Origin of the sequence: Streptomyces sp. NBC_00670 (assembly GCF_036226765.1) — a bacterium.
In the GTDB taxonomy this organism is placed as follows: Bacteria; Actinomycetota; Actinomycetes; order Streptomycetales; family Streptomycetaceae; genus Streptomyces.
The window spans coordinates 427,910-449,495 of record NZ_CP109017.1; the positions used below are offsets into that span (position 1 = coordinate 427,910).

Consider the following 21,586-nt stretch of genomic DNA (forward strand, 5'->3'; position numbering starts at 1 on the left):
GCCGGGTCGGCCGCGCCATTCAACTCGGCCGCCCGGCCGCGCCGTTCAACTCGCTCGGCCGCGCCGTTCAGCCGGTCTGTCCCGGTGCGGACCAGTCCAGGCGGAGGACGGCGATGTCGTCGGTGTGCCGGTCGGCGTTGAGCGTCCGCACGGTGCTGATCAGGCGGTCCAGGTGGGTGCCGGGGTCGTCCGCGGTGGTCCGGGCGAGGATGCGCAGCAGCCCCTCGGTGCCCAGCCGCTCTCCACCGCCCGCGCCGCCCGGGGCCGCGCCGAACTCGCCGGTGCCGCCGTCCGTGTACCCCTCGATGAGGCCGTCGGTGTAGACGAGCAGGGCGCCGGCGGGCGGCAGGGCGACGGTGGTGGCCGGCCAGTGCTCGGTGCCGGGGAGGATGCCCAGGGCGAGGCCGTGGGCGGCCTTGACCACCTGGGGGCCGTCCCGGTCGAGGAGCAGGGGCTCGTGGTGCCCGGCCAGGTGGATGGTGGCGGTTCCCGCGGCCAGGTCGGCGGTGATGAGGGTGCAGGTGGTGAAGAGGTCGTGGTGGGCGCGTTCGGCGAGGTGGATCTGTTCCAGCAGGTGCAGCAGTCCGTGCCCGCGGTGGCCGCCGAGGGTCAGCGCGCGCCAGGCGATGCGCAGGCAGACGCCGAGGGCGGCCGCGTCGGGGCCGTGGCCGCTGACGTCGCCGACGACCGCGTGCACGAGCCCGTCCTCGGTCTGGACGACGTCGAGGAAGTCACCGCCGAGCAGGGCCTGTTCGCGGCCGGGGAAGTACCGGGTCGTGGTGGTCACGCGGGGCGAGGTGAGCAGCGGCAGGGGCAGCAGCCCCCGCTCCAGGCGCGCGTTCTCCTGGGCGCGCAGCCGGCCCTCGTGCAGGGCGACCCCGGCGAGCTCGGACTGCTTGCGCTGGACGGCGTAGCGGACCGCGCGTTGCAGCAGCTCGGGGTCGACCTTGCCCTTGACGAGGTAGTCCTGTGCCCCCGCGGCCAGGGCCTCGACCCCGGCGTGCGACTCGGCCAGGCCGGTCAGCACGATGACGGCCGCCTGGGTGCCGGTGTCCCGGACCGCGTCGATGGTCTCGAGCCCTGACACGTCGGGCAGGTGCAGGTCGAGCAGGACGCAGTCGGCCGGGCGGGCGGTGAGCTCGGCGCGGGCCTCGGCGATGGTGCGGCACTGCACGAGGGTGTGGTCGAGATCGGTGTCGAAGAGCAGCTCCTCGACCAGCAGCGCGTCGCCCGCGTCGTCCTCGACCAGCAGGATCCGCGGGCCGCCGGTGTCACGGGCACCGGGTGGGAGGGGAGTCACGCGGTCGGCTCCTCGGTCGTGGCCGGGGGAACGGCGCGCAGGACGGGAAGGGTGAAGAAGACCCGGGTACCGGGGCCGTACTCGGGGTCGATGCCGATGGTGCCGCCGTGGAACTCGACGACCTTCTTGCACATGGCCAGGCCGATCCCGGTGCCGGGGTAGGCGTCCTTGGTGTGCAGCCGCTGGAAGATGACGAAGACCTTCTCGCGGAACTCGGGGGCGATCCCGATGCCGTTGTCGCGCACCGCGAAGTGCCACATGTCGCCCTCCTGGCGGGCCTCGATGTGGATGCGCGGGGGGCGCTCGGGCTCGCGGAACTTCAGGGCGTTGGAGAGCAGGTTCTGCCAGAGCATGCCGAGCTGGGTGGTGTCGCCGACCACGGTGGGCAGCTCGTCGTGGGTGATCTCCGCGCCGGTCTCCTCGGCGGCCATGCTGAGGGTGCCGACGGTGCGCTCGACGAGCGCGTCCAGGTCGACCTCGCGGCTCTCGTTGTGCACCCGGCCCACACGGGAGAAGGCCAGCAGGTCGTTGATGAGCACCTGCATGCGGTTGGCGCCGTCGACGGCGAAGGCGATGTACTGGTCGGCGCGCTCGTCCAGCTGCTCGCCGTAGCGCCGCTGGAGGAGCTGGGTGAAGCTGGAGACCTTGCGCAGGGGCTCCTGGAGGTCGTGCGAGGCGACGTAGGCGAACTGTTCGAGCTCGGCGTTGGAGCGCCGCAGGTCGGCCGCCTGCTCGTCGAGCTGTAGCCGGGAACGCTCGGCGAGGGCGAGCTCGTCGACCAAGCGGCGGCGCATCTCCTCGACGTCCGTGCCGAGCCGGCGCAGATCGGCGGGGCCCTCGGCCGTGATCGGCCGGTCGAAGCGGCCGCGGGCGACCTCACGGGCCGAGGCGGCGATCCGGGTCAGCGGGGTGGTCACACCCCGGCGCAGTCCCTCGAAGACCAGCGCGGCGACGACGAGGATGCTCACGGCGATCACGCCGAAGACCCAGTTGCGCAGGGTGGCCGCATGGCTGAGGTCCGCGCTCGCGGCCGCACGGGTGTCCCGCAGATGGGTCTGCTGCCGGTTCAGCGCGCGCCTGAGGGAGTCGAAGGTGGTCTTCCCCTCGTCGGCGCGCTCCGTGGCCAGTGGAACCGCGGCGCCGGCGGGTGCGGCGGCCACCGGGCGGGCGATGCGCCGCTGCCACTGGCCGGCCAGCTTCTCCACCTCGGCGAGGTCCTTGGCGGCCAGGTCGTCGCCCTTGATCAGCGGGCGGAGCCGGCGCAGGGCGTCCTTCTCGTCGGTGACCCCCTGGTGGTAGGGGTCGAGGAAGTCCCGCTGCCCGGAGAGGCCGTAGCCGCGAATGCCGGTCTCCTGGTTGACCAGGGCCGCCTCCAGCCGCACCGCGTCGATGAGCGCCGGGGAGCTGGTGTCCACGACCTGGGTGGTGAGCTGCGAGGCGCGGGACATGCTCCACGCGCCGAGCCCGCCGAGGACGGCCAGTACCGCCAGGGTGACGCCCACCCCGACCCGCAGCCAGCGCCGGGTCGTCCAGCCGGACACCCTGCCACCGGCGTCCGCCGCCTTGTTCTCCGTCACGCCTGACTGCTCCCTCATTCGAACACCGCCACTCGAACGCCGCGTCGAATGTACGGCAGGGCAACTGTACCGGGCGGTGACAACGCTTGTTGTCGATCAGCGTCACGGGCCCCTAGAGTGACCTCATGACCGGCACCCCCTTCTCCTCCCGCATGAACCCGGCGGAGACCTCTGCTCTGGTCACCGACGCCGCGGACGCCCTCGTCCACACCCTCGCCGACCGGATGCTGCGCCCCCTGCCGGGCCCGGACGACGAGGCGGGCGTCGCACGCGCGCGGGCCCTGGCCCGCCTGCACGTACTGGCCAATCTGGAGCAGGCCGTGCACCATCTCCAGTACGGCGCGGCACAGGCGGCCGCCGCGGCCGGGGCCGGCTATCCGCAGATCGGTGATGCCACCAGCATGAGCCGCCAGGGCGCGCGCCGCCGCTGGCCGGGCCTTGTGACCAACGCCATGCCCCAGTCCCCCACCCGCACCATCACCCGGAGCTCGTGATCATGATTGCGCCCGCCTCGACCCACCCTCACGACGTGCTGCTGGTCGAGGACGACCTCGCCGACGCCATGCTCATCCAGGACGCCCTGGCCGAGCGCGGGGCCCGCAACCTCACCCAGGTCGAGGACGGCATGGCCGCCCTCGACCACCTGCGCGCCCCCGGCACCCCGCGGCCCGACCTCATCGTCCTCGACCTGAACATGCCCCGCATGAACGGCCGCGAGTTCCTGGCCATCGTCAAGGAGGACCCGGAACTGCGCACCATCCCCATCGTGGTGCTCACCACCTCCTCGGCGCCGGACGACGTGGCGGGTGCGTACCGCCAGCACGCCAACGCGTATGTCACCAAGCCGGTGAACCTCGCGGAGTTCGAGGAGGCCGTGCGCAGCATCGACTCCTTCTACCTGGACGTCGCGGCCAAGCCGCCGCGGGAGGACTGACCTCCCACCGACCCCCCACCGACCCCCCACCGACCTCCCGGGACACCCGTCCCACCCCTCATGCGGACCCGCTCACAGCCCGCACACACGTCGGGGCACCTGCCCGGACATGTGTGCGGGCTGTTCTCGGACATGGGGAAAAGCGCGCCACACATCCCACTTCCGTAGTATCACTGCCACACTGCTGTGCAGCAGTAATCGGTGCGGCCCAGGGCACACCGGCTCGAAACGCAGCGGCATTTGACATCGCACAGTCCGCACGCCTCACGTCCCCGGTGTGCGGCCCCGCAGGGAAGTCGGAGGAATCCATGTCCGAAACCACCACCACGGCGGCCGGGTTGACCTCGCAGTACACCGCCCAGGTCGCCGACGACCTCGAGCGCAACGCCAAGGAACAGGAACGCATCGGCGCGGAAATCGCCGCCCTCCAGGAGCAGTTGACGGCATTGCAGCAGGACCACGCGGTGCTGGTCAGCCTGCGTCAGGCGCTCGGTCTCGCGCCGGCGCCCGTGGCGCCCACCGCGCCCGTGCCCGCGGCGCCCGCGCCCGCGGTGACGCCCGGTGCGCCGGTGCCCGCGCCGCGCAAGAAGTCGGGCGCTGCGACGGGCAAGCCCGCCAAGACCACCGCCAAGCCCGCCAAGAAGACGGAGAAGTCCGCGGAGAAGGCGACGGAGAAGCCCGCGGAGAAGGCCGCGCCGAAGGTGACCGGCAAGCCGGCCGCCCGGAAGAGCACCGCGAAGAAGACGTCGGCCAAGTCGCCGGCCAAGGCGGCCACCAGGACGTCGGCGAAGTCGGCGGGCGCGGCGAAGGCGGACAAGCCCGCCCAGCCCACCCTCGTCACCCTCGTCCGGGAGCACCTGGCCGGGCAGGGCGAGCCACGGTCCGCGGCCGAGATCGCCTCCGCGCTGGAGCAGCTGCACCCCGAGCGCGCCGTCAAGACGACCGTCGTGCGCAACACCCTGGAGGCCCTCGTCGCCAAGGACCAGGCGCACCGCTCCAAGCAGGGTTCGTCCGTCTTCTACACCGCCGTCACCGCCGAGGCGGACAAGCCCGCGGCGGAGAAGCAGCCCTCCTAGGGCCTGTCGACCGCGGCACGGCACGTCCCACGGCGCGGCCGGCCGCGCCGGGCCTCGGCGGGCCACTCCTCCCGGCATCGTCACCGACTTCGCCCTCAACTCGGCGTTCGGGATGGTCCTCCGGCCGCTGGGGGTGGGGCTCCGGCTGTTCACCGTCGTCGGCCACGCCACGTCCTGCGTCCGACCAGGCCGCGTCGCTGATGGCGCGGGCCAGCCGGCCGTTCTTCACCATGTTCCGAACGGCCAGGTCCTCGATCACGATCGTTTGGTTCTCATGGGCCTTGGCGAGACGGGCACGGTCGCGCCGCTCGTGCCGGGGGTGGGAGACCTTCTCCCCGGTGGAGAGAGTCAGCAGGTGAGCGAGCCCGACGTCGATCCCGACGGCCGCGTCGGTGGTGGGGAGTGGACGGATGGAGGGGTCTTCGCACAGCAGGGACACGTACCAGCGTCCGGCCGCGTCCTGGGACACGGTCACCGTGGAGGGGGAGGCGCCTTCCGGAAGCGGACGGGACCACACGACGTCGAGAGGCTCCGTCATCTTCGCCAGTGTCAGTGTGCCGTCCCGGAACCGGAACGCGCTGGTGGTGTACTCCGCCGACTTCCGCGACTTCTTCCGCGACTTGAAGCGGGGGTACTTGGCCCGCTTGCCGAAGAAACGCGTGAACGCCGTCTGAAGGTGGCGGAGCGCCTGCTGGAGCGGGACGCAGGAGACGTCGTTGCGGTAGGCGAGTTCCTCGGTCTTCTTCCAGGCCGTCAGCATTGCCTACGTCTGGTTGTAGTTCACCCGCTCCTGCCGCACCCACGCTTCCGTGCGCGCCGCCAGGGCCAGGTTGTAGACCTTCCGCACGCAGCCGAACGTGCGCGACAGCTCCGCTGCCTGCGCATCAGTCGGATAGAAGCGGTACCTGAACGCCCGCTTCACGTGGGTGACCTTCACCCCTCACACCGTATCCCCTCAGTTTGTGAGGAATCCGCCTAACGGGGACAGGCGCCGCAGGATCTGAGGGCCCCGGGCGCCCTCAGCCACCGGCTTCCGCCTCCCGTACGAAGAGGCAGAACGGGTGCCCCACGGGGTCCAGCAGCACCCGCACGTCGTCCTGCGGCTGGAACTCGGCCGGCGTGGCGCCGAGCGCGACGGCGCGGTCGACGGCGGCGGTCAGGTCGTCCACCTCGATGTCCAGGTGCAGCATCATCTGCTGCCGGTCGGGGGTGGTGGGCCAGTGGGGCGGCACGTAGTCCGGCTCGGTCTGGAAGGAGAGGCCGGTGCCGCCCCCGGGCGGGGTGATCGTGACCCAGTCGGGTCCGTCCTCCGTCGCCTGCCAGTCGAGCAGTGCGCGGTAGTGGGCGGCCAGTTCGCGTGCGTCCGGTGCGTCGAGGACGGTGGCGGCCAGTCGGTGGCGCGGGTGGCTCGTCATGGCCGCACGCTACCCGGGTGGTCCCGCGCCCCGCGACGGTACGACGCACACCGGCCCGCTCCGGGAGGGAGCGGGCCGGTGGTGTGGTGCGGGTGGGAGGGTCAGTGGGTGCGGCCCGACGGGTCGGGGGCGGGCGTGTCGCGGTCCATGCCGACGGCCGGGGCCGCGGTGTCCGGTGTGCCCTCGATCCGGTCGCCGTGGCCCGGCCACCAGGCGGCGTGCCCGATGAGCGCGGTGAGGCTCGGGGTGAAGAACATCGACATCACGAACGCGGCGACCGCGATGCCGAAGGAGACCGCGAAGCCCATCTCCGTGAGCAGCGCGTTGCCCGCGAGCATCATCGTGGCGAAGGTCGCGGCCAGGATGAAGCCGGCCGCGGCCACGGTCGGCCCGGCGTGCCGCAGGGCCATGCCGGCGGCCTCGCGCGGGTCGCGGCCCTCGCGGGCCTCCTCGCGGAGCCGGGCGATCATCAGGATGTTGTAGTCGGTGCCGATGGCGACCACGAAGAGGTACATGATCACCGGGAGCATGAACATCAGCCCCGAGTGGCCCTGCCCGTTCTGGAAGATCCACACGGTGGCACCGAGCGTGGCGCCGAAGCCGAGACCCACCGAGGCCATCAGGTACCAGGGCGCGACCACGCTGCGCAGCAGCAGTCCGAGGATCACCATGATGAGGAGTGCGGCGACCGGGAAGACCGTGCGGTAGTCGTGGTTGACCGCGGTGTCGATGTCCTTGTAGATCGAGGACATGCCGCCGACGAGGGCCTCGGTGCCCTCGGGCGCGGCGGAGTGCGCGACGTCGCGCACGTCGCCGACGGCGTCGATCGCCTTGTCCGCGGAGGCCTCGTACTTGAGGGTGACGGTGAAGTCGGCGGTGGCGCCGTCCTTGCTGACCTGGGTCATCTTGGCGCTGCTGACGCCGTCCACGGCGCCGAGCTTCTTGGCGTACGCGTCGAAGGAGCCCTTGTCCAGCGGCTTGCCGTCGGTGCTGGAGAGGTAGACGTCGGTGGGCGCGGCCGCGCCGGCCGAGTACGCCTTCTGCATCTCGTCCTGGACGACCATGGACTCCTTGTCCTTGGGCATGGAGCCCGAGGCCAGGTCGAACGTGGCATTGAACCCGAGCGTGCCGAGGGACAGCGCGACCAGGATCAGCCCGGAGACCGCGGCGGTCAGCCCGGGCCGGCGGCGCACCCCGCGGCCGAGCGCGGCGAAGCGGGCGTTCTCCGGCTCGGTCTGCCAGGACTTGGACGGCCAGAAGACCTTGGGTCCGATGAGCGAGACGACGGCCGGGATCAGGGTCAGGCCGGCGACCAGGGTGACGGCGACCGCGATGGCGAGCGCCGGGCCCATCTGCTTGAGGAAGCCGAGCGTGGACAGCACCAGCGCGAGGAAGGCGATGATGACCGCCCCCGCCGCCGAGGCGATCGCCTCGCCGACCCGCGCGACCGCGTTGACCATGGCCTGCTTGGGTTCGTCACCGGCTCGCAGACGTTCGCGGTAGCGGAACATCAGGAACAGGAAGTAGTCGGTGCCCACGCCGAAGAGCACGACGATGAGGATCGACGAGATCGAGCTGTTGGCCTGGAGATCGAAGAGTTTGGTGGCGTACGCGATGAGCCCGTTGGCGATCGCGGACACCACGCCTATCAGGATCAGCGGCAGTACGGCCAGGATCGGCGCCCGGAAGATGATCAGCAGCGTCACCAGGATGATCACGAAGGTGCCGATGCCGATCAGCGCCTCGCCCCGGGTGGACGATTCCTGCTGGTCGAGGGCCTGCGCGGCGGAGCCGCCGAGCTTGGCCTCCAGATCGGTGCCCTTGGTCAGTGCCTTGACCGAGTCACGGAGGTCCTTGGCGGCGTCGGCCTGTTCGGGCTGGCCGGCGCTCTTGCTGTCCATCTGGACCAGGGTCATGGTGTACTTGCCGTCCTTGGACGGCTGGCCGGGGACGACCTTCTGGACCTGGTCGATGTGCTTCTCGCCCAGTTCCTTGGTGATGCGGGCGACGTCCTTCGTGTCGGCGGCGGTCAGCCTGCCGCCGTCGGTGCGCTGGTAGAGCGCGATCGCGGACGGGGTGAAGGCGCTGGGGAACGCCTTCTCCTGGAGGTCGGCGGCCTTGATCGACTCGTAGCTCTTGGGCAGAAAGCTGCTCTCGTCACTGTTCGATGGCAGGCTCGGCGCGGTGGCGACGATCGCCACCGCCGCGATCAGCCATGCCACGATCGTCCAGACAGGATGTCGGACGACGGTGTTCCCAATGCGTCGGAACATGCGGAAGGTCCTCCCAGAGGCAGGAAGATCACCGCAGCCCGGGGAGCGGTCCCTGGCATCGGCGACCCCGACCGGCACGCACGGCACTCACCCCGTTGCCGGTCGATCGGTTGTTTCGGGCTCCGATCCTAGTGACCGCACAGCGCCCGCATACCGGCGGGTACCAAGCCGTGACCGTCACGCCAGGGGGTCGTGCCCCCAGTTCATCAGCGAGTACCGCCAGCGGGTCTCGCGCACGTCGCCGTCGGGCCGCTGGGCGAGGTGCCGGCGGATGTAGCCGACGACCTTGCGCATGTGCTGGTAGTCGTCGTCCGACAGGTCGCCCTGCTTCGTACGGAGGATGTCCACGATGCGGCGGCCGGAGGCGTGGCCGGTGGATTCGCCGCCGTCCTTGTGCTGCCCGGCGCCGCGGGACGGCTCGGAGGCGAGCCACTTCTCCAGCTCGGCCGGCTTCATGTTCACCAGCTCGTGGAACTCCTCGCGGCTCTCCTCGCGCTCCTTGTCGTCCACGTCCGGCTCACTTCTTCTTCGGCGTCTTCAGCGCGGACGGCTTGTGCACCGCGGACTTGCCGGACTTCTCGCTGCGCACCTGGTACTGCGGGTCCTCGGAGGAGGCGTCGACCGTGCGTCCGGCAGCCTCGGTGCGTTCGGTGAGCTTCTTCTCCACCGTGCCCTCGGCCTCGCTGCCGTGGCTCTTCCAGGCGACCTTGTCGCCCTTCTTCAGCTTCTTGCCCTGGTCCCGGCTCTTCGCCATGGTCCTGCTCCGTTCCCTCGGTGTCGGCCCCCCGCTCCCCGGTACCCAGCCTGAGGGCCCGCGCGCGGGCGCGCACCTCCGGCGTCCCCGGCACACATCGGGGGACACGGGTGTTGTGGAGGTGGGAAAGGCGGACGCCACCTCCCCCGGCCTGGACACCGACAAGGAGAACCTTCATGGCACAGCGTGACCGTATGGGCAGGATCGGCGTGTGGAGCGGCGCGTGGAGCCGTGCGCTCGGCGGCGACGGCCCGGCGTACACCGGCGCCTACGACGAGGCCGCCGCCGAACTCGACACGCTCGGCTTCGGCACGCTCTGGCTGGGCGGGAACCCGTCCGTCGGGTACGCGGCCCGGGTCCTCGGGGCGACGCCCCGCATCACCGTGGCGACCGGCATCCTGAGCATCTGGGAGCACGAGGCGGCGGACGTGGCCGCCCGACGCGCCGAGGTCGAGCGGGCGCACCCCGGGCGTTTCCTGCTCGGGCTCGGCGTGAGCCACAGCGCGCTCGCCCCGCGCTACGCGCGCCCGTACTCCGCGATGCGGGACTACCTGACGGCGCTGGACGGCGCCGCCGAGCCGGTACCGGCGGACGGGCGGGTCCTGGCGGCGCTGGGCCCGCGGATGCTGGAGCTGGCCCGCGACCGGGCCGCCGGCGCGCACCCGTACCTCGTCACCGCCGGGCACACGGCGTCCGCCCGTGAGGCGCTCGGCCCGGAGCCGCTCCTCGCACCGGAGCTGAAGGTCGTTCTGGACACGGACCCCGACCGCGCCCGCGCCACCGCCCGCGCGTACCTGGGGCGCTATCTGGCGCTGCCCAACTACACCGGCAATCTGCTGCGTTCGGGTTTCACCGAGGACGACGTGCGGGACGGCGGCAGCGACCGTCTGGTGGACGCGGTGTTCGCGCTCGGCGACGAGGGGGCCGTCGTCCGCAAGGCGGAGGAGTTCTTCGCGGCCGGCGCGGACCACCTCGCGCTCCAGGTCGTCACCGAGGACCCGCTCGCCGCCCTGCCGCGTGCGCAGTGGCGCCGGCTGGCGGCCGCGCTGCTCGGCTGAACCGGGCCGGGACCGCCGGGGGATTCACTTCGCGGCGGTGTGCGAGGGGTGGTCCGGGTCGACGGAGAAGGCCGTGTCGCCCGCCACCGCGACGAGCGCGTCCTTCACCGTCAGCACGTTCGGGAGCGTGTTCTCGGCCGCGGTGCCGAGGCCGTCGAGCTTGGCCGTGGTCCAGCGGACGGCGCCGGTGGTGCGGTCGAGTGCGACCAGGCGCCCGTAGCGGTTGGCGAGGTAGAGGGCGTCGCGGGTCGTCGACCGGGCCGGGGCGGACAGGTTCTCGATCCCGGTGTCGCGCTGCCACAGCCGGGGCCCGTTGGAGGAGTAGGCCGTGACGGTGCCGTCGGGGCGGACGAAGTAGACCATGCCGTTGAGGAGGGTCGGGGTACCGCGCGGGGTGTCGGGGAGGCGGACGTGGATGAGGGCGCCGCTGATCGGGTCGACCCGGATGAGGTCGTCGTACTCCTCGTCCCGCCCGCCCTCCGACTCGGTGTCCGTGTGCTTGCGCAGGGCGAACAGGGGCTGTGCGCTGACGGCGCCGAGCGGCACGGCCCGCTGCGAGAGGTGCGTGAGTTCGTGTGCCGTGCCGTCGCCCGGGTCCAGATGGACGAGGGCCGCCGGGCCCGTGGCGGGATTCTCGGCGTCCACGCAGACGGCGTAGGGGGCGCCGCCCAGCACCAGGGGGCCGCAGCCGGTGCCGGCCGACGACTTGGCCGGGGTCCGCCACTTCGGCTTGCCGGTCTTGGCGTCCAGGGCCATGACGTCGGACGATCCCCGCGGCACCGCCAGGATGCCGCCGTTGAACAGGGCGGCGGTGTGGCTCGCGTCGATGGCGCGGCTCCAGACCCGCTTGCCGGTGCCGGCGTCGAGGGCGACCAGTGTCCGGGCCGCGTACACCTCGCTCTCGTCGGGCTGCTCGTAGGTGTAGACGAGCCCGTCACGCACGCCGAGGGGGCGTTCGGCGGCCTCCGCGCTGTTGCCGTACGTCCAGCCGAGGCGGCCCGTGGCGGCGTCGACGCGCGCGACCGTGAAGCCGGTGCCCGCGCAGTACAGCGCGGTGCCGCTCGCCACGCAGCCGGCGTCGACCGCGTCCACGTCGTGGCTCGGGGACTCGTTCGTCACGGGGCGGGTGAGACCGGTCCGCCAGGGCTGCCAGCCGGCGGGCAGCACGGCGGCCGGGTGGGTGGCGGAGGCGGCGGGCGTCTTGTCGTCGTCCTCCGGGCCGGACACCAGCCGGTACGCCGTCACCCCCGCCACGACAGTGACCAGGGCCGCGCCGAGGACGGCGAGACGGCGGCCCCTGCCTCCGCGGGGCGCGGGCCGCGGGACGGGGGCCGGGGTGCCGGGGGCGGCGGGCGTGTCCGGCAGGGAGCGGAACAGCTCGTGCAGTTCGGCCAGTTGGGGCCGCGACGCCGGGTCCTTGGCCAGGCAGCGCTCGGCGAGGGAACGCAACGGCTCGGCGACCCCCTCCAGGGTCGGCTGCTCGTGCATCACCTGATATCCCGTCAGATACGGACTGTCGGCGTCGAACGGCCCCTTGCCCGTCGCCGCGAACACGAGCAGCGAACCCAGCGAGAACACGTCGGAGGCGGCGGTGACGTCCCGGGGCGCGGCGAACTGCTCCGGGGACATGAACGGCGGGGTGCCGATCAGCCGCCCGGTCGCGGTGAGCGCCTGATTGTCGGCGGCGCGCGAGATGCCGAAGTCGATGACGCGCGGGCCGTCCTCGGCCATCAGCACATTGCTCGGCTTGAGGTCCCGGTGCACGACACCGGCCTGGTGGATGTCCCGCAGCGCCTCGACGAGCCCCAGCGCCAGCGACCGCAGCGCCCGTCCGCCGAGCGGCCCGTCCTCGGCGACGACGCCGGCGAGTGTGCGGCCCGGCACGTACATCGTCGCCATCCAGGGCTGTTCGGCGTCCGGGTCGGCGTCCACGACGGGCGCGGTGAACGCCCCGCTCACCCGGCGGACCGCCGCGACCTCCTGCCGGAACCGGGCCCGGAACTCCTCGTCCTGCGCGTACTGCGCGTGCACCACCTTGACGGCGACGAGCCGCCCCGAGGCCGCGCGCGCCAGATACACGACGCCCATGCCGCCGCTGCCGAGCCGTTCGACCAGCTCGTAACCGCCCACGGACCCGACGGAATCCGATTCCCCGGTGCTCAACGGCATCGCCGGTCGCCTCTCCCCTTGCACTGCGCTCGTGCCCCACGTGACCCATACGTCTGTTCGGCGGCACTCAGACTAGTGCCACCGCGTACGGCGTGTGGTGGCCTGCCCCATAGGGTGTGCGGGTGCGGCGGATACTGGTGGTGGGGGTCACGGGCGCGGGCAAGTCGACGCTCGCCCGGGCCGTGGGACGGCGTCTGGACGTGCCGTGCCACGAGATGGACGCGCTCTACTTCACGGGCCCCGGCTGGGCCGTCAACGGTGAGCTGACCGAGACGGTGGCGCGGCTGGCGGCCGGGCCGAGCTGGATCGTCGACTCGCTCGGCTACCCCGAGGTCCGCGACCTGCTCTGGGAGCGGGCCGACACCGTGCTCTGGCTCGACTACCCCCGGCGCGTCGTCATGCCCCGCGTGCTGCGCCGCTCGCTGCGCCGCACGGTCACCCGCGAGTCCCTCTTCGGCGGCAACCGGGAGACGTGGGCGGGGTGGTTCAGCCGTGAGCATCCCGCCTGGTGGGCGTGGTCGCAGCACGCGGGCCGGCGGCGGGAGATCGAACGGCGCACGCGCGACCCGCGCTTCGCGCCCCTGCGGACACTGCGCTTCCCCCGGCCGGGGGCGACGGCGGAGTGGCTGCGGTCGCTGTGAGGTGCGCGGGGGTTGAGCGTCGTAGGGGCGTCTAGCCGCGGCGTGGGCGGCCGCCGCGCTTGCCGCCGCCGGTCCGGCCCGTGCGGGGGCCGCCGCCGGACTTCCCGCCGCCCGCCTTCGCCCCGCCGGACTTCGCTCCGCCTGCCTTCGCCTTGCCTGCCTTCGCTCCGGTGCCGCCGCCGGTCCTGGTTCCGCCCGTGGCCGGCTTGCGCTGTGCGCTCTGTTCCTCCTGCGGCCGCTGTCTGCCCCGGGTGCTGTTGACGGTCCGGCCGCGGACGATGCCGATCAGGTCCTCGACGAGGTCGGTGGTGGCCTCCTCCGGCCAGCACAGGGCGACGCCGGACCGCGGTGCGTCGGTGACCGGACGGTAGGTGAGGTCCCGGCGGTGGTACAGCCGGGCCAGCGACTGCGGTACGACGAGCACGCCGATGCCGGCCGCCACCAGCTCGACGGCGTCCTCGGTGGTCGCGGGGCGCTCGAAGGCGGGCTCCCCGGGCGGGGTGTCCCAGCCGAGGACGTCGTCGAGGGGGTGGAGGACGACCTCGTCGGCGAGGTCGTCGAGGGTGACCTCCTCGGCCGCCGTGACGACGTGGTCCTTCGGGACGACGACCACCGTCGTCTCCGTGTAGAGGGGAATCGCGCTGAAGACCTCGCGGTCCACCGGAAGCCGTACGAAGCCCGCGTCGGCCGTACCGTCACGCAGGGTGCCGGGGGCTTCGGCGGCGGGTACCTGGAGGAGGGTGAGCGGGGTGCCGGGCAGCCGCTCGGTCCAGATCCGCGCCCACTTCGCCGGCGTCACCCCCGGCACGTACGCGAGGCGGAACGCGGGGGGTGTTTCTTCCGAGCCTGTCACGCCGCCAGGTTACCCACCGTGGTCGGGGGCCCGGCGGGGGGCCGATAGTCTGGGAGGCATGAAGTCGCAGCAGACCACCCAGACGATGAAGCCCGCCACCGCGGCGAAGAAGCTGGGTGTGTACCTCCCCGCCACTCCCGCGGAGTTCCAGGACGGTGTCGTCACGCGCGCCGAGCTCGACGCGCTGCAGGCCGAGCCGCCCGAGTGGCTGCGGACGTTGCGGAGTGAGGGGCCGCATCCGCGGCCGGTGGTGGCGGCGAAGCTGGGGGTCTCGATCGCGGGGCTGGCTCGGGGTGGGGTGACGGAGGCGCTCACCACGGAGCAGATCGAGGCGTTGAAGGCCGAGCGGCCGGAGTGGTTGGAGAAGGAGCGGGCGACGCAGGCGGAGGTTCGCCGGGAGGCGGCCCGGCTGAAGGCGCGCGACGCGGAGCGGGCGTCCGAGGGCTGACCTCACGTTGCGGCGGGCGCCCGGTTTTTTCGCCCCCGCCGCCCCTACCCTTCCCGTCCTTGACAAGGGGCTCCGCCCCTTGGACCCCGGAAGAGCTCGGGTGGGTGGGGTTGTGTGTCACGTGCGGGTGGGTGGGGTTGTGTGTCACGTGCGGGTGGGTGGGGGTTGATCGCGCAGTTCCCCGCGCCCCTGCCGGGGCACGGTCGGTGACTCGCGCCCCCGCGGCAGAGCCGCGCAGACAAACACAGCCCCGCGCCCCTGGAAGCAGGAGCGCGGGGGCTCTCAGGCCGGCACCGCCGGGCGGGGCGCGTCGAGGCCCGCCCTCGCCGCCGCCACGATGTGTTCCCGCAGGCCCTCCGCATAGCGGCGCATGTTCTTCTGCGCGATCTCCGTGTCGGGGTAGCGCGCGGCGAAGTGGAGGCCGTCGTGGAAGCGGGAGATCCACGCACAGACCTGATCGCCGTAGGAGACGCGGATCAGACCGTGGGCGCGCATCTCCTGCCAGCGGTCCGAGCCGGGGAAACCGCGGGTGTCGACGAAGGAGACGATCGAGTAGCGGTCCGGTGACGTGGGCCGGAAGTCGTCGCCGAGCAGCTGGAGGACGCGGGCCAGCGGCATCCACGACAGGGCACGGTTCTTGCGCAGTTCCGCGCGGACCATCGCCAGCGCGCTGTCGAAGTCCGGCGCCCGCGCCACCGGCACCTCGATCGGCGCCCCGCCCACGTACCAGCCGACCGAGTCCCGCCACTGCGACTTCGCCCGGGTGTGGAACGGCACGACCGTGCGGTACACCGGCTGCCCGCCGATCTCGTGGACGAGGAGCGCGGTGGCGGCGAGGATGCCGACGAGGCTCCCGCCGTACGGGCGGCAGTACGCCTCGAACCCGGCCGCGTCCGCGTCGTCGACGAGTATGTCGCGCATCAGCCGCTGTTCCGGCAGCGGACCGCCGGGCTCGAGGCCGAGGTCGACGGGGAAGTTGGGCAGCCTGCCGTCGCACTGGGCGACGAACTCCCGCCAGCGGGCGACGATCGCGTGGGTGTCGTCGATGCGGTCCGCGTTGGTGCGTTCCAGGGCGCAGAAGTCGACGTAGCTGGAGACGGGGGGCTCCGGCACGGTCGTGCCCGCGCGGGCCGCGGCGTAGAGCTCGTGGATCTCGGCGGGGATGCGGTAGAGGGAGTAGGCGTCGACGTTGCTGTGGTCGAAGGCGAGGTAGAGACTCGCGCCGTCCGGCCGGAGGACCGCCGTGTACAGGAAGTTGGGCCAGACGAGCGCGTCCGCCGCGGCGTCGAAACGGCGCTCCAGGTGGCGGGTGAGCGCGGCGGCGTCGGGGAAGTCGCCGATGTCCTCGCGGTACAGGGCGACGGCGTCGGCGTCCAGGGTGAAGCGCCGCATCTCGTCGCCGGCCCAGCGGAAGCCGCTGCGCAGCGTCTCGTGCCGCAGGGTCCAGGCGCGCAGGGCCCGCCCGAGCGCATCGAGGTCGACCGGTCCGGGGAGGTCGAACGCGGTGCCGGTCCAGGTCGGTACGAAGAGGCCGTCCTCCCGCACCGCTCGCGCCGTCCGTACGTGCGACTCCTGGACGTAGGCCGGTGGACGGGAGTCCTCCGGGAGGGCCGCCGCCGCCTCGACCGTCTCCGGGTGCAGCGCCCACTCCACGAGCCGTCCCGGACGGATCTCGCAATGCTGGATGTCGGTCATGCGCAAGGGGCTCTCCGTTCACGCCACAGGGTGGTCACCTCAGCCCAACGAGTGATTGACCCGCGCGGTTGCGGGCCCGGCCCCGCTAGCGTGAGCGCCCGCATCCGGGGGGGGAGGGCACCCATGAGCGGGGGACGGAAACCGTCGGCGGACGCCGAGGCGTTCGGGGCGGCGCTGCGGCGGGCGCGGACCGAGCGCGGGCTGTCGCTGTCGGCGCTGGCGCGGCTCGTGCACTACAGCAAGGGGTACCTCAGCAAGATCGAGAACGGAGGCAAACCGCCCACCGCCGACCTGGCACGGCGCTGCGACGAGGCGCTGCGGGCGGGCGGGGCGCTCTCCCGGCTGGTCCCGGGGGTGCCGCGGGCGCGGAGCCCCGAGCAGCCGTCCACCGAGTGCCCGTACCGGGGCCTGGCGGCCTTCGGCCCCGAGGACGCGGACTGGTTCTTCGGGCGGGAGCGGGCCACGGCCGCCCTCCTCGAACGGCTCGGGCGGCAGTCGGGCAGGGGTCCGCTGGCGGTGGTGGCGCCCTCGGGGGCGGGGAAGTCGTCGCTGCTGCGGGCAGGTCTGGTGCCGGCGCTCACGCGGACCGGCGCGGAGGGAGCGCCCGCGCCGCGCGTGGTGGTGTGCACACCGACCGCGCGCCCCCTGGCCCATCTTCGCGCCCTGGTCGGGACACCGGGAGCGGACGTCGGGACACCAGCGGACGTCGGGACACCGGGAGCGGGACCGGACCGGCTCGTTCTCGTGGTCGACCAGTTCGAGGAACTCTTCACGCTGTGCCGCGACGACGCCGAGCGCCGCGCCTATCTGCGCGAACTGACCGCGCTGTGCACGGGGCCCAAGGCACCGGCGCGCGTGGTGCTGGGGCTCCGCGCCGACTTCAGCGGGCACTGTCTGGCCCGTCCGGAACTGGCCTCCGTGTTCACCGGCGGGCTGTTCGTCCTGGGCCCGATGACGCCCGAGGAACTGCGGACCGCCGTCGCCCGCCCCGCCGAGCGGGCCGGGCTGCTCCTCGAGCCCGGGCTGCTGGAACTGCTGGCGCGCGACGCGGGCGCCGAGGAGAGCGCCGAGGACGGCACGGCGGCCGGTTCCGCCGGGGCGCTGCCGCTGCTCTCGCACGCCCTGCTCGCCACCTGGGACGCACGCGCCGGCCGCACGCTCACCGTGGCCGGGTACGCGGCGACCGGCGGGCTGCACGGCGCGGTGGCCCGTACGGCCGAGGAGGTCTTCACCGGGCTCGACCGGGCCGGCCGCGAGGCCGCCCGTCGGGTGCTGCTGCGCCTGGTGCACGTCCGCGAGGGCGAGGCGGCCACCCGCAGGGCCGTCGCCCCGGAGCGGCTGCTCGCGGAGGTGCGGGAGCGGCCCGCGGCGGCCGCGGCGCTGGACGCGCTGGTGCGCGCCCGGCTGGTGACGGCCGGGGAGTCCGCCGTGCGGATCACCCACGAGGTGCTGCTGCGCGCCTGGCCCCGGCTGCGGGAGTGGATCGACGCCGACCGTGCCGGGCTGCTGCTGCGCCAGCAGCTCGCCGACGCGGCGGCGGCCTGGGTGCGCGCCGGACGGGACCCGGAGCTGCTCTACCGGGGCAACCGGCTCGCGGCGGCGGAGGAGTGGGCGGGCGCGCGGGGCGACCGCGATCCGCCGGGTCCGGTGGAGGAGGAGTTCCTGGCGGCGAGCCGCGGCGCGGAACGCGGCCGGCGGCTGGCCTCGCTGCGCCGGGCCCGCGCCCAGCGCAGGCTGCTGGCGACGCTGGTCGTACTGCTGGCCCTGGCGGTGGGTGCGGGCGGGCTCGCCTTCCACCAGCGGTCGCGGGCGCTCGCGGAGCGGCGGGTGGCGCAGTCGCAGGCGCTGGCGGTGCGTTCGCTGGCGATGGCGGCCGGACGTCCCGAGGCGTCGATGCTGATGGCGGCCCGGGCCTACCGGACCGCGCCCACCACGCAGGCGCGCGGTGCCCTGCTCAGTACGCAGTCGGGGGCCTTCGCCGGCCGGCTCTCCGGGCACACCGGGCCGGTGAACGGGGTCGCCTTCTCCCCCGGCGGACGGCTGCTGGCGACCGCCAGTACCGATGCGACCGTACGGCTGTGGGGCGGCCCCGGGCTGCGCGCGCCGGTGGCGACGCTCACCGGGTACGGCGCTCCCCTGCTGTCGGTGGCGTTCGCGCCGGACGGCCGGACGCTGGCGGCGGCCGGCGGGGACGGCACGGTACGGCTGTGGCGGCTGCCCGAGCGGCGTGCGGCGGGCGTGCTGTACGGGCACGCCGGGGCGGTGCGCTCGGTGGCCTTCTCCCCGGACGGCTCGACCCTCGTCTCGGGCGGCGCCGACGGCACCGTACGGCTGTGGGACGTACGGACGCGGAAGGAGCGGGCGGTGCTGCGCGGGCACACCGACGCCGTGCACGCGGTGGCGTTCGGCCCGGACGGGCGGCGGGTGGTCTCCGGTTCGGCCGACCGCACCGTACGGCTGTGGCGGGTGCGGGACGGGCGCTCCACCGTGCTGCGCGGTCACGCCGACGCGGTCCTCGGGGTGGCGTTCGCCCCGGACGGGCACGGCGTGGCGTCGGGCGGCGCCGACCGGACCGTACGGATCTGGGACGTCACCGGCGGCGCGCACCCCGGTGCGGAGACGGTGCTGCGGGGGCACAGCGACGACGTCAACGCGGTCGCCTACACCCGGGACGGCACCGCCGTGGTGAGCGTCAGCGGCGACGGCACGGCGAAGGTGTGGGACACGGCGGGCGACCGGGTCACCGAAACCCTCACGGGCCACACCGACTATGTGCTCGCGGTGGCGGTCGGCCCGGGAAACCGGCTGGCCACCGGCAGCTTCGACCGCTCGGCGGCGCTGTGGGACCCGGGGCGCGGGGCGTGGACGGCGCGTCCGTTCACCGAGCTGCGGGAGTCGGCGTTCGCCCCGGACGGCGGGCTGCTCGCGGCGGCGGGCGCGGACGGCACGGTACGGCTGTGGCACCGGCGCGGGCACCGGCCCGCCGGGGTGCTGCGGGGCCACCGGGGCGCGGTGTTCACGGTGGCGTTCTCCCCCGGTGGGCGGTTGCTGGCCGCCGCGGGCGCGGACCGCACGGTACGGCTGTGGGACCCGGTCCGGCGCCGGCCGGTGGCCACGCTCCGCGGGCACGACGGCTCGGTGTTCGCCGTGGCCTTCTCCCCCGACGGGCACACCCTGGCCTCGGCGAGCGCGGACCGGACCGTGAAGCTGTGGGACGTCCGCCGCCACCGGGAGCTGGGCACGCTCGCCGCGCACCAGGACTTCGTCAACGCGGTGGCGTTCAGCCCGGACGGACGCACGCTCGCCTCCGGCAGCGACGATCTGACCGTACGGCTGTGGGACGTCGCCTCGCGCACGCCCCGCACCGTGCTGCGCGGGCACCGCGGGGCGGTACGGAGCGTGTCGTTCGCCCCCGGCGGGCGCCGTCTGGCGAGCGGCGGCAACGACGGCACGATCCGGGTGTGGGACACCGTTTCGGGTCGCCCGGTGGCCAGGCTGACCGGGCACACCGGTTCCGTGCGCGCGGTGGTCTTCTCACCCGACGGCTCCACCCTGGCCTCCGGCGGGATCGACGGCACGCTGCGGCTGTGGGACGCCGTGCGGTACCGGCCGGGTGCGGTGCTCGTCGGGCGGGGCGGGGCGGTGTGGGGGGTGACGTTCGCCCCGGGCGGGAGGCGGCCGGTGAGCTGCGGCACCGACGGCGCCGTCCGCCGGTGGTCCCTCGACCCGGCCGCACGCGCGGCGGCGATCCGGGCCCTCGTCGGCACCCCGGAGCCCGTGGGTTTCCCGGGGGTTTCCCGTTTCCCGTCGCGGTGGGCGACCCGTGCTCCCTCGACAGCGGGCCCGGCGGCGCCCCAGTCTCGAGATGCCGACGGACGGCAGTCGCCGGTACACCACCGGTGACCGCCGGCCGCGGCCGGCCGGGCCGGTCTCGTACGCCCGGCCGGACATCGACGACACCCACGACGCTCACGGCAGCCGTGAGCGCGGGAAACGGGGAACGGACATGACGACACGCGAGGTCTTCGCGGCGGCGCGGGCGAAGCCGCTGCCCCGCAGAGCGGCCGCCGCCGCGACGGCGGTGCTCACCCTGTGGGGCGCCGCCCTGACGGCACCGGTGGCCGCCGCGGCGCCCGCCGCCCCGGCGGCGGCCGGGAACTGCGCCGTGCTCTCCCCCGGCGCCTCCGCCGCCGCGCAGGCCGCCGTGCGGGCCGCGTGCGAGCAGATCGGCGTCTGGTACACGTGGGGCGGCGGCCACGGGGCGCAGCCGGGGCCGACGTACGGCCAGGTCGACCCGAGCGACCCGGCCAGCGCCCACGACCCGGAGCGGCGCGGCTTCGACTGCTCGGGGCTGGTCCGCTACGCCTACGCCCGCGCCCTCGGCGGTGACCCGCTGAACGGCAACTCGTACCACCAGTTCCACTCCTCGCGGGTGACCCAGCGGTTCAGTGCCGGGCAGGGCACGGCCCCGCTGCTCCCGGGCGACCTGCTCGCCTGGGGCTCGGGCGGCAGGATCCACCACATCGCGATCTACCTGGGCGCCGGGAAGATGGTCGAGGCCCGGCAGTCCGGCACCCATGTCATGGTCAGCGATGTGCGGCTGGGCGGCGACTACGCCGGCGCCGTCCGCATCGGCACCGGCTCGGCGCCCTCGGGCACCTTCAGCACGTGGGGCACGGGGGTGTGGACGCACACCGAGGCGTCCACGACCAGTGCGCGGGTGCACCGGTTCGACGGGCCGACCATGGTGCGCGTGGAATGCCAGAAGCACGCCCAGACCGTGACGGCGGACGGCTACACCAACGACGCCTGGTCCTATCTGCCCGAGTACCGGGCGTGGATCACCAACATCTACCTCAAGGGCCCCGCCTGGCTGGACGGCGTGCCCACCTGCCGCTGACGGCGAGCACCGTCACTCCTTCCGCTCCACCACAACCACCTCACCCGGCTCCACGGGGAGCCACGTTCCAGGAGGAAGCATGTCCGCGTTCAAGAAGATCGCCCTGTCCCTCGCCGGGGCCGCCCTGCTCGGCGGCCTGACCGTCACGGCCCCCGCCGCGGCCGCCCCGGCCGGCCACGCCGCCCGGGCCGCGCACGCCGCGCCGGCCGCCGAGTGCGGGGTGCGCTCCGACGGCAAGCTGTGGTGCGGCAACCGCGTCGGGGCCAAGGGGTACGAGCACCGCTCCTACGGCTCGAACGTGCGCGGGACGCTGACCACGGGCTTCAGCTGGTTCCAGTGCTGGGGCCCCGGCGACACCCACCTCGGCGGCAACAACGTCTGGTACTGGACGAAGCTGGACAACGGCCAGTGGGGCAACGTCCCGGCGGCCGACGTCCACACCCGGGTCGACCCGGCGCCCGGTCTGCGTCAGTGCTGAGCAGGACTGAGGCGA

General features: G+C 73.7%; 18 protein-coding genes and 2 pseudogenes. 10 read left to right on the top strand and 10 right to left on the bottom strand.

Annotation, left to right across the window (positions count from 1 at the left end; all coding sequences use genetic code 11):
• Positions 1 to 67 precede the first annotated feature (67 nt).
• Together OIE12_RS01775 and OIE12_RS01780 are read right to left on the bottom strand one after the other, a co-directional pair.
• Positions 68 to 1,300, bottom strand: coding sequence for a PP2C family protein-serine/threonine phosphatase (locus OIE12_RS01775; protein ID WP_329130935.1), 1,233 nt, complete (start codon positions 1,298 to 1,300; stop codon positions 68 to 70).
• On the bottom strand, positions 1,297 to 2,748 hold the full coding sequence (locus OIE12_RS01780) for a sensor histidine kinase (RefSeq protein ID WP_443054014.1): 1,452 nt from the start codon (positions 2,746 to 2,748) through the stop codon (positions 1,297 to 1,299). The genes OIE12_RS01775 and OIE12_RS01780 overlap by 4 nt, the downstream gene beginning before the upstream one ends.
• A 254-nt stretch (positions 2,749 to 3,002) precedes the next feature.
• Here OIE12_RS01780 and OIE12_RS01785 point away from each other — a divergent pair, with 254 nt between their 5' ends.
• From OIE12_RS01785 to OIE12_RS01800, 4 genes and pseudogenes are all read left to right on the top strand, one after another.
• On the top strand, positions 3,003 to 3,371 hold the full coding sequence (locus OIE12_RS01785; protein WP_329130939.1) for a hypothetical protein: 369 nt from the start codon (positions 3,003 to 3,005) through the stop codon (positions 3,369 to 3,371).
• Between the two features lie 2 nt (positions 3,372 to 3,373).
• A complete protein-coding gene (locus OIE12_RS01790) occupies positions 3,374 to 3,811 on the top strand; it encodes a response regulator (RefSeq protein ID WP_329130941.1) in 438 nt (145 codons plus the stop codon).
• Positions 3,812 to 4,119: 308 nt separating this feature from the next.
• The gene (locus OIE12_RS01795) at positions 4,120 to 4,887 is read left to right on the top strand and encodes a hypothetical protein (protein WP_329130943.1); all 768 of its coding nucleotides are present in this window, start codon (positions 4,120 to 4,122) and stop codon (positions 4,885 to 4,887) included.
• A 70-nt stretch (positions 4,888 to 4,957) separates the two neighbouring features.
• A pseudogene (locus OIE12_RS01800) lies at positions 4,958 to 5,068 on the top strand (ABC transporter permease); the annotation flags it as partial.
• Here the strand turns inward: OIE12_RS01800 and OIE12_RS01805 are convergent.
• The 5 genes and pseudogenes from OIE12_RS01805 to OIE12_RS01825 all read right to left on the bottom strand — a co-directional run.
• Positions 5,066 to 5,824: pseudogene (locus OIE12_RS01805) on the bottom strand (RNA-guided endonuclease InsQ/TnpB family protein); the annotation flags it as partial. The pseudogenes OIE12_RS01800 and OIE12_RS01805 overlap by 3 nt on opposite strands.
• A gap of 82 nt (positions 5,825 to 5,906) precedes the next feature.
• On the bottom strand, positions 5,907 to 6,302 hold the full coding sequence (locus OIE12_RS01810; protein ID WP_329130945.1) for a VOC family protein: 396 nt from the start codon (positions 6,300 to 6,302) through the stop codon (positions 5,907 to 5,909).
• Positions 6,303 to 6,403: 101 nt separating this feature from the next.
• Positions 6,404 to 8,575 carry an MMPL family transporter gene (locus tag OIE12_RS01815; RefSeq protein WP_329130947.1) on the bottom strand — a complete coding sequence of 724 codons (2,172 nt, stop codon included), beginning with the start codon at positions 8,573 to 8,575 and terminating at the stop codon, positions 6,404 to 6,406.
• Between the two features lie 177 nt (positions 8,576 to 8,752).
• On the bottom strand, positions 8,753 to 9,085 hold the full coding sequence (locus tag OIE12_RS01820; RefSeq protein WP_329130949.1) for a DUF3140 domain-containing protein: 333 nt from the start codon (positions 9,083 to 9,085) through the stop codon (positions 8,753 to 8,755).
• A 7-nt stretch (positions 9,086 to 9,092) separates the two neighbouring features.
• A complete protein-coding gene (locus OIE12_RS01825) occupies positions 9,093 to 9,329 on the bottom strand; it encodes a DUF2945 domain-containing protein (protein WP_329130951.1) in 237 nt (78 codons plus the stop codon).
• A 176-nt stretch (positions 9,330 to 9,505) separates the two neighbouring features.
• On the opposite strand from OIE12_RS01825, the gene OIE12_RS01830 reads away from it, so the two are divergent.
• Positions 9,506 to 10,387, top strand: coding sequence for an LLM class F420-dependent oxidoreductase (locus OIE12_RS01830; RefSeq protein WP_329130953.1), 882 nt, complete (start codon positions 9,506 to 9,508; stop codon positions 10,385 to 10,387).
• A 24-nt stretch (positions 10,388 to 10,411) separates the two neighbouring features.
• On the opposite strand, the gene OIE12_RS01835 is transcribed toward OIE12_RS01830, so the two are convergent.
• A complete protein-coding gene (locus OIE12_RS01835) occupies positions 10,412 to 12,556 on the bottom strand; it encodes a protein kinase domain-containing protein (protein ID WP_443053746.1) in 2,145 nt (714 codons plus the stop codon).
• A 122-nt stretch (positions 12,557 to 12,678) separates the two neighbouring features.
• Here OIE12_RS01835 and OIE12_RS01840 point away from each other — a divergent pair, with 122 nt between their 5' ends.
• Positions 12,679 to 13,197 carry an adenylate kinase gene (locus OIE12_RS01840; RefSeq protein ID WP_329130957.1) on the top strand — a complete coding sequence of 173 codons (519 nt, stop codon included), beginning with the start codon at positions 12,679 to 12,681 and terminating at the stop codon, positions 13,195 to 13,197.
• Positions 13,198 to 13,228: 31 nt separating this feature from the next.
• Here OIE12_RS01840 and OIE12_RS01845 read toward each other — a convergent pair whose 3' ends face one another.
• Positions 13,229 to 14,050 (bottom strand): LysR substrate-binding domain-containing protein, encoded by an 822-nt coding sequence (locus tag OIE12_RS01845; protein ID WP_329130959.1) that lies wholly within the window; start codon positions 14,048 to 14,050, stop codon positions 13,229 to 13,231.
• 58 nt (positions 14,051 to 14,108) lie between these two features.
• On the opposite strand from OIE12_RS01845, the gene OIE12_RS01850 reads away from it, so the two are divergent.
• Positions 14,109 to 14,498 carry a DUF5997 family protein gene (locus tag OIE12_RS01850; RefSeq protein WP_329130961.1) on the top strand — a complete coding sequence of 130 codons (390 nt, stop codon included), beginning with the start codon at positions 14,109 to 14,111 and terminating at the stop codon, positions 14,496 to 14,498.
• A gap of 282 nt (positions 14,499 to 14,780) precedes the next feature.
• Here the strand turns inward: OIE12_RS01850 and OIE12_RS01855 are convergent, their stop codons facing one another.
• A complete protein-coding gene (locus tag OIE12_RS01855) occupies positions 14,781 to 16,193 on the bottom strand; it encodes a condensation domain-containing protein (RefSeq protein WP_329130963.1) in 1,413 nt (470 codons plus the stop codon).
• 123 nt (positions 16,194 to 16,316) lie between these two features.
• On the opposite strand from OIE12_RS01855, the gene OIE12_RS01860 reads away from it, so the two are divergent.
• The 3 genes from OIE12_RS01860 (at position 16,317) to OIE12_RS01870 (ending at position 21,571) form a co-directional block, all read left to right on the top strand.
• Positions 16,317 to 20,096, top strand: a complete 3,780-nt coding sequence (locus OIE12_RS01860; RefSeq protein WP_329130965.1) for an nSTAND1 domain-containing NTPase — start codon at positions 16,317 to 16,319, stop codon at positions 20,094 to 20,096.
• Positions 20,097 to 20,199: 103 nt separating this feature from the next.
• Entirely contained in the window at positions 20,200 to 21,093 is an 894-nt protein-coding gene (locus OIE12_RS01865) for a C40 family peptidase (protein ID WP_329130967.1), read from the top strand.
• A 79-nt stretch (positions 21,094 to 21,172) separates the two neighbouring features.
• Entirely contained in the window at positions 21,173 to 21,571 is a 399-nt protein-coding gene (locus OIE12_RS01870; protein WP_030378217.1) for a hypothetical protein, read from the top strand.
• Positions 21,572 to 21,586: the final 15 nt, after the last annotated feature.

Coding starts and splice junctions, on each gene's coding strand:
- OIE12_RS01780 (WP_443054014.1), bottom strand. CDS start 2,748: ATGTCCCGCGCCTCGCAGCTCACCACCCAGGTCGTGGACACCAGCTCC.
- OIE12_RS01785 (WP_329130939.1), top strand. CDS start 3,003: ATGACCGGCACCCCCTTCTCCTCCCGCATGAACCCGGCGGAGACCTCT.
- OIE12_RS01790 (WP_329130941.1), top strand. CDS start 3,374: ATGATTGCGCCCGCCTCGACCCACCCTCACGACGTGCTGCTGGTCGAG.
- OIE12_RS01795 (WP_329130943.1), top strand. CDS start 4,120: ATGTCCGAAACCACCACCACGGCGGCCGGGTTGACCTCGCAGTACACC.
- OIE12_RS01810 (WP_329130945.1), bottom strand. CDS start 6,302: ATGACGAGCCACCCGCGCCACCGACTGGCCGCCACCGTCCTCGACGCA.
- OIE12_RS01815 (WP_329130947.1), bottom strand. CDS start 8,575: ATGTTCCGACGCATTGGGAACACCGTCGTCCGACATCCTGTCTGGACG.
- OIE12_RS01825 (WP_329130951.1), bottom strand. CDS start 9,329: ATGGCGAAGAGCCGGGACCAGGGCAAGAAGCTGAAGAAGGGCGACAAG.
- OIE12_RS01830 (WP_329130953.1), top strand. CDS start 9,506: ATGGCACAGCGTGACCGTATGGGCAGGATCGGCGTGTGGAGCGGCGCG.
- OIE12_RS01835 (WP_443053746.1), bottom strand. CDS start 12,556: ATGCCGTTGAGCACCGGGGAATCGGATTCCGTCGGGTCCGTGGGCGGT.
- OIE12_RS01850 (WP_329130961.1), top strand. CDS start 14,109: ATGAAGTCGCAGCAGACCACCCAGACGATGAAGCCCGCCACCGCGGCG.
- OIE12_RS01855 (WP_329130963.1), bottom strand. CDS start 16,193: ATGACCGACATCCAGCATTGCGAGATCCGTCCGGGACGGCTCGTGGAG.
- OIE12_RS01860 (WP_329130965.1), top strand. CDS start 16,317: ATGAGCGGGGGACGGAAACCGTCGGCGGACGCCGAGGCGTTCGGGGCG.
- OIE12_RS01865 (WP_329130967.1), top strand. CDS start 20,200: ATGACGACACGCGAGGTCTTCGCGGCGGCGCGGGCGAAGCCGCTGCCC.
- OIE12_RS01870 (WP_030378217.1), top strand. CDS start 21,173: ATGTCCGCGTTCAAGAAGATCGCCCTGTCCCTCGCCGGGGCCGCCCTG.